8 protein-coding genes and 2 rRNA genes (1 of these 10 only partly in view) are annotated in these 13219 nt (G+C 52.0%); 8 read left to right on the top strand and 2 right to left on the bottom strand.

Going from position 1 to position 13219, the window contains the following annotated elements; all coding sequences use genetic code 11:
- The 3 genes from FIU95_RS19280 to FIU95_RS19270 all read left to right on the top strand — a co-directional run.
- Window positions 1–2701 (top strand): 23S ribosomal RNA (locus FIU95_RS19280) (it extends 181 nt beyond the left edge of the window).
- A gap of 204 nt (window positions 2702–2905) precedes the next feature.
- A 5S ribosomal RNA gene (rrf, locus tag FIU95_RS19275) occupies window positions 2906–3021 on the top strand.
- 829 nt (window positions 3022–3850) lie between these two features.
- Window positions 3851–4849: a YncE family protein gene (locus FIU95_RS19270; protein WP_152455641.1), complete on the top strand. Its 999-nt coding sequence runs from the start codon at window positions 3851–3853 to the stop codon at window positions 4847–4849.
- Between the two features lie 33 nt (window positions 4850–4882).
- On the opposite strand, the gene FIU95_RS19265 is transcribed toward FIU95_RS19270, so the two are convergent.
- Window positions 4883–5404, bottom strand: coding sequence for a GNAT family N-acetyltransferase (locus tag FIU95_RS19265; protein WP_152455639.1), 522 nt, complete (start codon window positions 5402–5404; stop codon window positions 4883–4885).
- Between the two features lie 128 nt (window positions 5405–5532).
- Entirely contained in the window at window positions 5533–5970 is a 438-nt protein-coding gene (gene dtd / locus FIU95_RS19260) for a D-aminoacyl-tRNA deacylase (RefSeq protein ID WP_152455637.1), read from the bottom strand.
- Between the two features lie 86 nt (window positions 5971–6056).
- On the opposite strand from dtd, the gene FIU95_RS19255 reads away from it, so the two are divergent.
- The 5 genes from FIU95_RS19255 (at window position 6057) to FIU95_RS19235 (ending at window position 13162) form a co-directional block, all read left to right on the top strand.
- Window positions 6057–8165 carry a prolyl oligopeptidase family protein gene (locus tag FIU95_RS19255; RefSeq protein WP_152455635.1) on the top strand — a complete coding sequence of 703 codons (2109 nt, stop codon included), beginning with the start codon at window positions 6057–6059 and terminating at the stop codon, window positions 8163–8165.
- Between the two features lie 225 nt (window positions 8166–8390).
- A complete protein-coding gene (locus tag FIU95_RS19250; protein ID WP_152455633.1) occupies window positions 8391–9380 on the top strand; it encodes an SDR family oxidoreductase in 990 nt (329 codons plus the stop codon).
- 181 nt (window positions 9381–9561) lie between these two features.
- Window positions 9562–10155 carry a DNA-3-methyladenine glycosylase I gene (locus FIU95_RS19245; RefSeq protein ID WP_152455631.1) on the top strand — a complete coding sequence of 198 codons (594 nt, stop codon included), beginning with the start codon at window positions 9562–9564 and terminating at the stop codon, window positions 10153–10155.
- Window positions 10156–10256: 101 nt separating this feature from the next.
- Window positions 10257–11138 carry a mechanosensitive ion channel family protein gene (locus FIU95_RS19240; protein ID WP_152455629.1) on the top strand — a complete coding sequence of 294 codons (882 nt, stop codon included), beginning with the start codon at window positions 10257–10259 and terminating at the stop codon, window positions 11136–11138.
- Window positions 11139–11269: 131 nt separating this feature from the next.
- Window positions 11270–13162: a DUF885 family protein gene (locus FIU95_RS19235; protein ID WP_152455627.1), complete on the top strand. Its 1893-nt coding sequence runs from the start codon at window positions 11270–11272 to the stop codon at window positions 13160–13162.
- The last annotated feature ends 57 nt before the right edge of the window (window positions 13163–13219 follow it).

Below are 13219 nucleotides of genomic sequence, written 5' to 3'. Positions count from 1 at the left end.
CGGGGAACTGAAACATCTAAGTACCCGGAGGAAAAGAAATCAACCGAGATTCCCTGAGTAGCGGCGAGCGAAAGGGGATTAGCCCTTAAGCTCTTTATGTTTTAGTGGAAGGTTCTGGAAAGTACCGCGATACAGGGTGATAGCCCCGTACACGAAAAGGCATTTAGAGTGAAATCGAGTAGGTCGGGACACGTGTTATCTTGACTGAATATGGGGGGACCATCCTCCAAGGCTAAATACTCCCAGCTGACCGATAGTGAACCAGTACCGTGAGGGAAAGGCGAAAAGAACCCCGGAGAGGGGAGTGAAATAGAACCTGAAACCGTATACGTACAAGCAGTAGGAGCCCTTCGGGGTGACTGCGTACCTTTTGTATAATGGGTCAGCGACTTATTGTCTGTAGCAAGGTTAACCGCTTAGGGGAGCCGTAGAGAAATCGAGTCTTAATAGGGCGTTTAGTTGCAGGCAATAGACCCGAAACCCGGCGATCTATCCATGGGCAGGTTGAAGGTTGAGTAACATCAACTGGAGGACCGAACTCACTAATGTTGAAAAATTAGGAGATGACCTGTGGATCGGAGTGAAAGGCTAATCAAGCCGGGAGATAGCTGGTTCTCCTCGAAAGCTATTTAGGTAGCGCCTCGCGTCTCACCCTCGGGGGTAGAGCACTGTTTGGGCTAGGGGGTCATCCCGACTTACCAACCCCATGCAAACTCCGAATACCGAGGAGTGCAATCGCGGGAGACACACGGCGGGTGCTAACGTCCGTCGTGGAAAGGGAAACAACCCAGACCGCCAGCTAAGGTCCCAAATACCAGTTAAGTGGGAAACGATGTGGGAAGGCCCAGACAGCTAGGAGGTTGGCTTAGAAGCAGCCATCCTTTAAAGAAAGCGTAATAGCTCACTAGTCGAGTCGGCCTGCGCGGAAGATATACCGGGGCTAAAACTGGTAACCGAAGCTGCGGATGCTCTTAGGAGCATGGTAGAGGAGCGTTGTGTAAGCCGTTGAAGGTGGATCGGGAGGTCTGCTGGAGGTATCACAAGTGCGAATGCTGACATGAGTAACGACAAGGGAGGTGAAAAACCTCCCCGCCGGAAGACCAAGGGTTCCTGTCCAACGCTAATCGGGACAGGGTTAGTCGACCCCTAAGGCGAGGGCGAAAGCCGTAGTCGATGGGAAACAGGTTAATATTCCTGTACTCGCTATTACTGCGACGGAGTGACGGAGAAGGCTAGGCCAGCATGGCGATTGGTTGTCCATGTTTAAGGTTGTAGGCTGGGGACTTAGGCAAATCCGGGTCCCTAAGGCTGAGAACTGATGACGAAGCCCACTTAGTGGGTGAAGTGGTTGATGCCCTGCTTCCAGGAAAAACTTCTAAGCTTCAGGTAATAGTGAATCGTACTCTAAACCGACACAGGTGGTCAGGTAGAGAATACCAAGGCGCTTGAGAGAACTCTGGTGAAGGAACTAGGCAAAATGGTACCGTAACTTCGGGAGAAGGTACGCCGGTTTTGGTGATGGGACTTGCTCCCTAAGCTGAGGCCGGTCGAAGTGACCAGGTGGCTGCGACTGTTTATTAAAAACATAGCACTGTGCAAACTCGTAAGAGGACGTATACGGTGTGACGCCTGCCCGGTGCCGGAAGGTTAATTGATGGGGTTAGCTTCGGCGAAGCTCTTGATCGAAGCCCCGGTAAACGGCGGCCGTAACTATAACGGTCCTAAGGTAGCGAAATTCCTTGTCGGGTAAGTTCCGACCTGCACGAATGGCGTAACGATGGCCACGCTGTCTCCACCAGAGACTCAGTGAAATTGAAATCGCTGTTAAGATGCAGTGTACCCGCGGCTAGACGGAAAGACCCCGTGAACCTTTACTACAGCTTTGCACTGAACTTTGAGCCTACTTGTGTAGGATAGGTGGGAGGCTTTGAAGCAGTAACGCTAGTTACTGTGGAGCCGTCCTTGAAATACCACCCTGGTATGTTTGAGGTTCTAACTCTGGTCCGTTATCCGGATCGAGGACAGTGTATGGTGGGTAGTTTGACTGGGGCGGTCTCCTCCCAAAGAGTAACGGAGGAGTACGAAGGTGCACTCAGCATGGTCGGAAATCATGCAATGAGCATAATGGTATAAGTGCGCTTGACTGCGAGTCAGACATGACGAGCAGGTACGAAAGTAGGTCATAGTGATCCGGTGGTTCTGTATGGAAGGGCCATCGCTCAACGGATAAAAGGTACTCCGGGGATAACAGGCTGATACCGCCCAAGAGTTCACATCGACGGCGGTGTTTGGCACCTCGATGTCGGCTCATCACATCCTGGGGCTGAAGCCGGTCCCAAGGGTATGGCTGTTCGCCATTTAAAGTGGTACGCGAGCTGGGTTTAGAACGTCGTGAGACAGTTCGGTCCCTATCTGCCGTGGGCGTTGGAGATTTGAGAAGAGTTGCTCCTAGTACGAGAGGACCGGAGTGAACGAACCTCTGGTGTTCCGGTTGTCACGCCAGTGGCATTGCCGGGTAGCTATGTTCGGACGGGATAACCGCTGAAAGCATCTAAGCGGGAAGCCTCCTTCAAGATAAGATCTCCCTGACTCCTTGAGAGTCCTAAAGGGCCGTGGAAGACTACCACGTTGATAGGCTGGGTGTGGAAGCGCTGTGAGGCGTTGAGCTAACCAGTACTAATTGCCCGTGCGGCTTGACCATACAACAGAGATGGTTACTAACGACTAGCTAAGCTAGCGGATTGTGAGCAAGAGACATACAATCACTTGCGGTGTATTACTACAGATTGTTTTACCGAATTATTTGGGTTGACTGTTAACTGCTGAAAAAGCAGTGGCAAACGAACAGTCAAACGGCAGCGCAGGGCAAACGCCCATAAGACCAACGCCAACCCAAGCCAGTTTGCCTGACGACAATAGAGTTGTGGAACCACCTGATCCCTTGCCGAACTCAGAAGTGAAACGCAACATCGCCGATGGTAGTGTGGGGTCTCCCCATGTGAGAGTAGGTCATCGTCAGGCTTCTAATCCGAAAGGGCCACCCAATAGGGTGGCCCTTTTTTTATGTGCGAAAAAGTAGTTAATAAAAATAATAAAAGCGGAAAATAAAAAGTAGAGTCGGAAGAAAAATGCGCTCTGGAGGAAAAATAAAACTCCGGCCAACCTCCAACCGAATTTTTACTCGCAACACTCCCGCCGAAAAATCCAACTCTACGAAAACCCCAGAAAAACACAAAGCTTCCACAAAAGTTCGAACGGCTTCCAATCCTTTAAACAAGGTGTTTTTCTCAATATTTACGTAAGGTAAAAAATAAGAAATACAGAAAAATACGCCACGTTATTTAATCCGCATCTCACATACCGCAAAAAATTACTCCGAAATTAAAAATTAATTTCCAGTACATAAAAACCCTTGCACTAAAAAAACTGACACAGAAATACCAATAAAAAGTCCGGTGATTTTTTGCACGTTTTGGTGATCCCGAGCAACCACGGGCCCTGGCGCGGATATACCGCAGTTATACACAAGTCTATCCAGGCTTTCTGTTAGTAAAGCAAGCCTGTGGAAAGTGGATAAATGGCTGGTGCTTTTTTACCCGTTGAAAAGGGCCCCACGGAAACAGGGGCCTGAGCGTGGATATCCCGGAGTTATGCACAGCTCTATCCATGGAATCTGTTAGTAATTAGCTCTTATTACGCTAGGGTTTATGAAACTATATAGTCAAAGCGTGCTTCTAGACCTTAGCCAAAGGGTGCATTGCACTTTTAACTATACTGACAGGTCATAGGCGCCTGATTTGCCGTGCCATGTGAATAACTTCCAGTTGGGGCCAAGTGGAGAGGTGCTCTGATGCGCTTGTTAATTACTTTTAGCTTGATTCTGCTGTCCCTGTTGCTGGGTAGTTTTACATTTGCCAGTACCCTAATCGTGGGTAACAAATATGAAGGTACAGTCAGCTTTATTGACTTGGAAAATGGGAAGGAAATCAAGCGAAGGGAAACTGGTGGCTCTCCACACGAACTTGTTTTGTCCCCAGATAAATCAAAGGTTGTGGTGGTTTCCTATTTGGAAGATGGCTACGTTGGCGAAGAGTTAAATGTCTTTGATGTGGCTACGGGCAAACGCTTGAGCATTATCGATATTAGCCCTCATATGGGCCCTCATGGTATTGCTTGGCTGGGAAGTGGTGATGACCTTATCGTGACCACTGAAGAAACTCATGATGTGATTAAGGTTGATACTGTCGCAGGCAAGGTGCTCGGTTCTGTATCAACGGACCAGATAGGTAGTCACCTACTGGCTTTATCTCCGGATAATAAAACCGCTTACGTCACTAGCCGTGGCTCGGATACCTTCAGCGTGATCGATACGGACACTATGACTTTAAAAAAGACTCTGCCCGCTGGTGATGGTCCTGAGGCGGTATGGGTCAGTCCCGATGGGAAAGAGCTATGGATAGGTAATAATCGTTCAAAGAATATTTTTATCTTTGACACGGCTAGTTTAGAAAAGAAGGATGTCATTGATGTTGGTTACCTTCCCATTCGCATAAGTTTCCATCCCGAAGGGAAGCTGGTTGCGGTTGCAGACCTGCAGGGAAACCGAGTTGTGATTTACGACGCGGCAACCCGCAAAGAGCTGAAGAGTATTGACTTAGGCGCTGCCGCTGCGCGAGAACCGGCATCATTACTCTTTACCCCCGATGGTAAGTTTCTATATGTCGGATCACAGAGAGACGGGAAGGTGGTTGAAATAGATACCGGCAAATGGGAAATCAAGAGAATTTTTAGGGCTGGTCAGGGGGCTGATGGCTTGGAGTGGAGTCCGGTAACGATTCAGCCCGAGTAAATTCTATATGATATTTTTTAATGGTGGATGTTGTTAGAGGGTGACGGTGTAGATCATTAGATCCTGGGACTTTCCATCGATCGTAAGGTATGCGGGGATGGTGCTACTGTGGATTCCACCGGCCCGTCTTGCAACCGCAATGCTAGCGGTATTTTCAGAAAGGCAGTGTATTTTTATCTGGGCTACACCAGCTTGTCTTTTTAGTTCTTCGCAAATCCCCGTCACAACTTTCGCCATTACACCTTTGCCCTGGCAGTGAGCCGAGAGCCAATAGCCAATTTCGGCACTCTTGTTTTTCTGATCAATTTCTTTGACACCGATTATTCCGGAGAGCTGGTCATTAAAAATGATCTTGTACCAGGCGGAGCCATTGTGTTTACTATAAATACGCTGGCAAATATATTGTTTGGTCGACTCCATATCCTGTACAGACTTTGCCCAGTACAAATATTTTTCCAAAAGTGGGCGGTTAGTTTCTATTAGATAAAAAAGCTCCTGGAAATCTTTCTCCTGTAGAAATTCCAGATAAATATCTTCTGTTACCGTTAACCGCATGCGGTTTTTCTCCTTGGTGGTGGAATCTCTCAAGTGAGACGATGTTATAAAAATGCAGTTTTTACTTAATAAGTTTACGAGGATTTGCCCCGGCACTTCAGACTTAGCGAATGAAACTCTTAAGGACTTTAGGTTTCCAGCATAAAGGTAACCGGGCCATCATTGAGAAGAGACACTTGCATATCTGCGGCGAAGATTCCGCTGGCTACCGGAGTAAATTGGGCATTAGCACGCTCAAGAAAATAATCGTACAGGCCCTCGGCATGTTGTGGGCTGGCGCCGCGACTGAAGCTGGGTCGAAGGCCGCGTTCAGTTTCAGCTACCAGGGTAAACTGGCTCACTACAAGGAGCCCGCCAGCGGCCTGTTGCACATTGTGGTTCATACGGCCGTTTTCATCGGGAAAAATCCGATAATTCAGTACCTTATGTAGTAACTTGTCTGCGCTTTCACGGTTGTCTTTAGACTCCACTCCCAACAGCAAGAGTATGCCGTGCTCAATAGCTCCCACCGACTGGCCGGCCACTTCTACGCGGGCGTGGCTGACCCGTTGTATCAATCCTTTCATCTCAGACCTCACTGTCTCTCTGGAACCCTACCAGTAAATCGCCTAGATTAGCGGACTGATTCACGCAGAGAAACCGAGAATACCGTATGAAGAAACAGTTAATGGCACTCCTGGCTGGGGCCCTGGCCACAGCTAGTGTGCAGGCGGTGGAGACTTACCCAAAGAGTCAGTCCATTGAGCATGTGGATGAATACTTCGGTGTCGAGGTATCCGACCCCTATCGCTGGATGGAGGAGATGTCTAGCGAAGAGGTGAAGGCGTGGGTCAAGGCACAAAACAAGCATGCGTTACCACGCCTGAAGGACTTGCCAGGCTGGCAGAAAATCAACGATCGTCTTACGGAGCTATGGCGCTACGAGCGCTATGGCGTGCCGTACAAGAAAGGTGATAGCTACTACTACGACTACAACAACGGTGACTGGGACCAGAATATTTTCTATCGCACCGGGGACCTTGCCCAGGAAGGTAAGCCCATGCTGGACCCGCGTAGTCTAAGTGAGGACGGCACCATCGCTGCCAAAAGACTCAAGGTCAGTCCCAAGGGACGTTACCTAGCCTACGGTATCTCCGATGGCGGCACTGACTGGACAGACTATCGCATTCGCAACCTAAAGACCGGCAAGGACCTGGAAGAGCAACTCACCGGCATCAAGTTTAGTGATGCCAGCTGGGCACCGGACGAATCGGGCTTCTATTATAGCCGCTACCCTTTCAACAAGAATGGCGGTGCCGATGATAGCAAGCAGGTAGCGGTCTATTTCCATCGCCTGGGAGCCCCCCAGGAGCGCGACCAATTGGTATACCGCATTACCGACCATCCCACCCGCAACCCCGATGCCGAGGTGAGCGATGATGGCAATTATCTGCTGTTCAGCATTTTCGATGGTTACGACTCTAACGGCTTCTACTATCGCGATCTGCGCGATGACAGCGGCAAGGTCATCAAGCTGCTGGATGACTGGGATGGCCTCTATCAGTTTCTCGGTAATAAGGGCAGTACCTTCTTCTTCGAGACCAGTGCGGGTGCGCCGCTGGGCCGGGTAATCGCTATTGACCTGGCGAAGCCGCAGCGCAAACACTGGCGTGATCTGGTGCCGCAGGCAGACAGCGCCCTGCAGAGTGCCAGCTATATTGGCGACCGGTTCGTGCTGCACTATTTGAAAGATGCCAAGTCGCGGGTCCTGGTAACCGATACCAATGGTAAGAAGCAGTACGAGCTGAAATTGCCCGGCGTGGGCTCTGTGAAAGGCTTTTACGGTGAGCCGGATGAGGTGGAGACCTTTTATTCTTTCTCCAATTTCATTACCCCGCCGAGTATCTATCACCTGAATGTGCAGACCGGTGAAACCAAGCTATTCAAGCAGCCAAAATACGCGGCGGACTTTTCCGACCTGACTGTGAGCCAGCATTTCTACAAGAGCAAGGACGGTACCCGTGTGCCTTTGTTCCTGGTGCATAAGAAGGGTATGAAGCGCGATGGCTCCAACCCCACGCTGTTGTATGGATATGGTGGATTTAATTCCGCCCAGCTGCCGCGTTTCTACAACCGTTTCGTGGGCTGGTTGGATATGGGCGGCACCTTGGCACTGGCCAACCTGCGCGGCGGCAGTGAGTACGGTAATGCTTGGCATCAGGCGGGTACCAAGACTCAGAAACAGAATGTCTTCGATGACTTTATCGCCGCTGCCGAGTGGCTGATTGAGGAGAAGATTACCTCTCCGGAGAAACTGGGTATCAGTGGGCGTTCCAATGGCGGATTACTTGCGGGCGCTACCCTGGTGCAGCGTCCGGACTTGTTTGCCGCGGCACTGCCAGTGGTGGGCGTGCTCGACATGCTGCGCTACCACACCGCTTCCGCCAACGCGCGCCAGTGGTCCAGTGACTACGGCCTGAGTGAAAACCGCGAGGAATTTAAGGCGTTGCACGCTTACTCGCCAGTACACAATACTCGCGATGGCACTTGCTACCCGGCCACCCTGATCACTACCGCCGATCGTGATGATCGAGTAGTGCCCTGGCACAGCTACAAGTTTGCCGCCGCCCTGCAGCGGGATCAGGCCTGTGACAAGCCTGTATGGCTCGCAGTAGAGACACGGGCTGGTCATGGTGCGGGCAAGCCGGTGTGGATGCAGGTGGAAGACTTTGCCAACCAGTGGAGCTTCCTCGCCTACCAGCTGGGTATGAAAATCGAGTAGCCTCTCGAATCAATCCAATTTATGGGATACCGGGAGTCATTAAAGGCTCCCGGTGAATACTCTCAGATTGGCTTTAATTAGAGGCTGTTTCATCATTAATGTTGGTGCGCAGCCCACTCTGCCGAAACTGTAGTACTGCCTGCGGTTTACCCTCCCGGGGAGCGGAAGTCTTGGTGGAGGCTATCACTGGGTATGAATAACAAATAATAATCATCCGGTGGATCTATGAAACATGCATTTGTGACCGGGGGAAGTGGTTTCCTCGGGTCCAATCTGATCGAGCAACTGAAAGCCGATGGCTGGCGCGTAACCGCCATGCACCGCAAGACCTCTAAAACCGACAGGCTGCGCTCCATGGGAGCAGATCTGGTTGAGGCCTCACTGCACGACCCTGACTCAATGCGCGCGGCTATTCCGAACGATGTCGATGCTCTTTTCCATATGGCGGCCAACACCAGTATGTGGCGTGGCGGCAATGCCCAGCAATGGAAGGATAATGTCGAGGGCGCGGCGAATATTGCACTGGTTGCGAGAGAAAAAAATGTTGGCCGCATGATTGTGACCAGCTCAATTTCCGCCTATGGCTATCATCAGAATACGATCACCGAAGAGAGTGAAAAGCGCGCGGATGATCCTCGCCATCACTATCTGTATACCAAAAAACGTGAAGAAATTGCGATACGAAAAGAGATCGACAAGGGATTGGATGCGGTATTTCTCAATCCCTGTGCAATTGTGGGGAAATTCGATACCAGCAGCTGGGCACAGACGTTTTTTCTGATCGACAAAAACCAACTGCCGGGTGTACCACCGGGTTGGGGTTCTTTTTGTCACGCGGGTGCGGTGGCGCGAGCGCATATCGATGCGGTAGAGAAGGGTCGCTGTGGAGAGAATTATATTCTCGCCGGCACCGATGCCAGTTTCCTGGAATTTTTTGGAAAAATTGCCGAGTTATTGCACAAGCCTGTGCCCAAGCATACAACCCCGGCCTTCGTTATTCAGTCTATCGCCTGGTTTTCCGATGTCTGGTCGCGGATGAGTGGGAAGGAACCGATAATTACCCCGGAGAAGGCCACTCTGGTTACGCGCCGGGTCGTGGCCAGTAGTGCCAAGGCGGAGCGGGAACTCGGTTATCAATCAAAGGTGGAACTGGATACCATGTTGTGCGAATGTCGCGACTGGTTGGTAGAGCAAAATTTATTGGAGATAAAGTGAATCGCAGTAATATTATTTTTATCCTGATTTCTTTATTGTTGGTTCTGCAATTGATCCAGCACTATTTCTTTTCCGGGGCGCAATAGCGCTCAACCATCTCCTTTTTAGTTGATTGCGTTCGGTATCTTGCCGAGCGCAGCCATTTTGTGAAATTAAGAAAAGTGAGCTTTAGGAGCCGATTATGGAAGAGAAGCGCTGTGGCTGGTGCCTGTCCACCCCGCTGTATCAACGCTACCACGACGAGGAGTGGGGCCGCCCGGTAACCGATGAGGCCACCCTATTCGAATTTCTGTTGTTGGAGGGAGCCCAGGCGGGGTTGTCATGGATAACCGTATTAAATAAGCGGGAAAACTATCGCCGCCTTTTCGATAATTTCGATGCGGAAAAAATTGCGCGCTATACGCCGCGTAAAATAGAAAAATTATTACAGGACCCGGGAATTATTCGCAATCGCCTCAAGGTGGAGTCCGCGGTCAAAAATGCCCGCGCAACTCTGGCCCTGCGGGAAAAGGGGCAAACACTCTCTGACTTTCTCTGGCAGTTTACCGACGGCAAGGTCATAGTAAACCGCCCCCGCTCTCTCAAGCAGGTGCCGGCCAGCACAGCCGAGTCGGATGCGATGAGCAAGGCGCTTAAAAAAGCCGGTTTTAGTTTTGTTGGCTCTACCATCATGTATGCCCATATGCAGGCGACAGGCATGGTTAACGATCATTTGCATACATGCCCCGCTCGCCAGCGCTGCCTGGATGAAGCCGAGGCAGCTGGGTTACTCTAAAAAGAGCATATCCGTTTAGGGATAAACGATTTCCAGCCTTTATTCTCTGCGTTCTCAACGCATTCGCCATTGACGCATTGGCTATTTAATAGGAGGCCGCCATGAGCCTGGAAGCTATTGTCGATAATTATTGGCCCTTATTCACGGTTGGATTTTTGCGGCTGGCGTCCGCGCTTCTAGTTATAGCGGTGACTCTGGGGGTGGCTCACTTGGCGAGGCGTGCCATAGGCCGATTAACCGGACGGCTCGATGCAACCCTGGTGCCGGTATTGCGCAATATTGCCACCTGGGCCATTTATATTATCGGGGCGCTGGTGGTCCTGGATGTGTTTGGGATCAATACCACGAGTCTGATCGCCCTGCTGGGTGCCACCGGTCTGGCGGTGGGACTGGCTTTGAAGGACACCCTGCAAAACATTGCGGCCGGTTTTATTCTGCTGAGTTTACGTCCTTTCCGTGTCGGCGATGTGATTCAGTTCGGCCAGACTATGGGTACGGTGCGCCAGGTGGGTCTTTTTACCACCGTGCTGGATACCAGTGATGGCCTGCGTATCACGGCGCCGAACAGCGCCATTTGGGGGCAGACACTCACCAACTACAGTCACAATCAGACCCGTCGCATCGAAATAGTGGCAAGCATTGCCTACGGGGATGATATCGAGACAGGCATGGAGGTATTGCACCGGCTGGTGGCCGATGAGCCGCGTATCCTCACAGAGCCGCAACCCAACTATGCGGTTCGCGCCCTGGGAGATAGCGCGGTCAACCTGCACCTGCGCGCATGGACTGCGACCGGTGAGTATTGGGATGTCTATTGGACTCTAATGAAGCGCCTGAAACCCGCGCTGGAGGCTGCGGGCCTGACGATTCCTTTTCCCCAGCGGGAGCTGCACATAGTGCAAGAACCCGCGGCGCGATCCGGGCAGGACTCTCCTGTCCAGTCAAAGGCTATAACACAGGACCCCGACAGCCCCGCTAGCTGAGGTGAAATTCCCCCCTGCCCCTCGGCTCGACGCACAGATATAGCGTTTGGAGGAGCTCGAATCGACAGTTCTAAGATTTCGTGTCAAAGTTAGCGGCGTTTTTTTGTACAACTTTTGACCGAGATAGGAAAATGCCGATTAAGCTGAACAACCCTTTGATCCCCAGCCTGCTGGCTGTCGCTATCCTTGCGGGCTGTCAGGGCGATAAGAGCGCTCAGGCAGGAGCGAATGCCGACAAAGCTCAAGGTGCCGTTGCCGAGGCCCCTGTCGCCGCAGATGCGGTGGCAGAGACCAAGCGCCTGACCGAGTGGCTGGATGCGCGTTACGAAGAGCAGCTGCAGTTCAGCCCCATGCAGTTGTCCTATCTCGGCCGCAAAGAGCAGTACGACCAGATCGACGATATGAGCGAAGCCGCAGAGGCGCGCCAACTGGCCTGGCAGGAAAAGACTGTTGCCGAGCTCAAAAAGAACTTCGACTACGACAAGCTCAGCCAGGAAGGGAAAACTTCCTACGATATCTGGGTTTACCAGTTTGAGCAGGCCAAAGCCGCCGAGCCCTTCAAGAACCACGGCTATATCTTCGAGCAGATGGGTGGTGTGCAGTCACAGCTGCCAAACTTCCTGCTGAATTTCCACAAGGTAGACAATATCGAGGATATGCAGGCGTATATCACTCGTATCGGCGGTATCTCCCGCGCTATCAATCAGCTGCGCGAGCGCGCCGAGCAGTCTGCCAAAAAAGGCATTCGTCCGCCGCGCTTTGCCTATGAGGGCGCGATTGAGCAGTCCAGCAAGCTGATCGACGGTGCTCCTTTCACCGATGGTGAGGACGCCCCCCTGTGGGCTGGTGCGAAAGGCAAAATCGCTGAGCTAGTGGAAGCTGGCAAGATCGATCAGAAACAGGCCGATAAGCTGACCGCTGACGCGCGCAAGGCTCTGGAAACCGAGTTCCTGCCCGCTTATCAGAACCTGATTGCCTGGTTGAAGAAAGATGTACAGAAGGCCTCTGCAGAGCCTCAGGGCGCCAGCAGCCTGCCGAATGGTATGGCCTACTACAACCAGCGCCTGGCAAATACCACCACTACCAGCCTGACCGCTGATGAGATCCACAATATCGGTCTCAAGGAAGTGGCGCGTATCCGCAGTGAAATGGAGACCATCAAGGAAAAGGTTGGCTTTGAGGGCAACCTGCAGGAGTTCTTCACCTTTATCCGCGAAGACGGCCAGTTCTACTACCCCAACACCGACGAAGGCCGCCAGGGCTACCTGGATGACTCCACGGCTTTCCTCGACAATATTACCAAGAAGCTGCCGGAATACTTCGGTCTATTGCCGAAGGCCGAGCTGGTGGTTAAGCGCGTAGAATCCTTCCGCGAGCAGGATGGTGGCGCCCAGCACTATTATCCGGGCACCCCGGATGGTTCCCGTCCGGGTATCTACTATGCGCACCTGTCTGACATGAGCGCCTACTCCACTACCGATATGGAAACTGTGGCTTACCACGAGGGCAACCCCGGCCACCATATGCAGATTTCCATCGCCCAGGAACTGGAGGATATCCCACAGTTTCGTACCCAGGCGCACTTCACCGTATATGTAGAAGGCTGGGCCCTGTACTCTGAGAAACTGGCTAAGGAGATGGGTGCATTCGAGGACCCCTACAACCTGTTTGGCCATCTGACCGCAGAAATGTGGCGCGCCATCCGCTTGGTAGTGGACACAGGCATGCACGCCAAGGGTTGGAGCGAGGAGCAGGCGGTAGAATACTTCCTGGAAAACTCTGCGATTCCCGAAACAGCCGTGCGCTCCGAAGTACGCCGCTATCTGGTGTGGCCGGGTCAGGCTACCGCCTACAAGATCGGGATGCTGAAGATTCAGGAGCTGCGCAAGCAGGCCGAGGAGCAGCTGGGCGATAAATTTGATATCCGCGGCTTCCACGATACCGTGCTTGGCGGTGGCGCCCTGCCGGTACCGGTTCTGGAGAGCCGAGTGGCTGCTTGGGTCGACTCTGTTAAGAGCGCTTAAAAGCCAACCTAACCGCTGAAAAAAAGCCGGGCACTGCCCGGCTTTTTTAATGGGCGT

It is taken from the genome of Microbulbifer sp. THAF38, assembly GCF_009363535.1.
Taxonomy (GTDB): domain Bacteria; phylum Pseudomonadota; class Gammaproteobacteria; order Pseudomonadales; family Cellvibrionaceae; genus Microbulbifer.
The sequence above is the reverse complement of the archived record's forward strand: the minus strand, read 5'-3'. Positions and strand labels throughout refer to the sequence as shown.